This is a genomic window from Brevibacterium sp. FAM 24630 (assembly GCF_049804075.1).
In the GTDB taxonomy this organism is placed as follows: domain Bacteria; phylum Actinomycetota; class Actinomycetes; order Actinomycetales; family Brevibacteriaceae; genus Brevibacterium.
In genome coordinates this window covers 1-499 of record NZ_JBNBZD010000078.1, presented here as the reverse complement: position 1 = coordinate 499, position 499 = coordinate 1, and the positions used below count along the sequence as shown (strand labels likewise).

Below are 499 nucleotides of genomic sequence, written 5' to 3'. Positions count from 1 at the left end.
GGTGTTACCCGCTTGATGCATGGTCGAAGGAGATTGGCCACCTCGCATCCCGCAACGGCTCGACCGCTGATTGAGAAACGCGACACGATCGCTGTGTAAGGACACGACGGCGTGGCTGTTGAACACGGGGTGGAACACGTCCACACTTACGAAAGGAACCGTTATGGCCGACCTGTTCGCCGGCATCGACGCCGGCAAGTCCCACCATCACTGCGTCGTCATCGACACCGACGGCAACAGGCTTCTGTCGCAGAAGATCACCAACGACGAAACCGTCATCACGAACCTCATCGACGAGGTCAACACCCTCACCGATCCCTCGGGTTCGGTGACGTGGGCGACTGACCTCAACCGGGGAGGAGCCGCGCTGTTCATCGCGCTCATGGCCTCGCACAGGCAGACGCTGCTCTATATTCCCGGGCGCACCGTCTACAACGCTGCCCGCACCTACCGCGGCGACGGGAAAACCGACGCTAAAGACGCCGGAATCATCGCCGAC

Annotated in this window: 1 protein-coding gene; it reads left to right on the top strand. The window is 61.3% G+C overall.

What is annotated here, in order from left to right:
- Positions 1-163: 163 nt before the first annotated feature.
- On the top strand, positions 164-499 hold a 336-nt coding region (locus tag ACPUD7_RS17805), incomplete at its 3' end, for an IS110 family transposase (protein WP_425120657.1).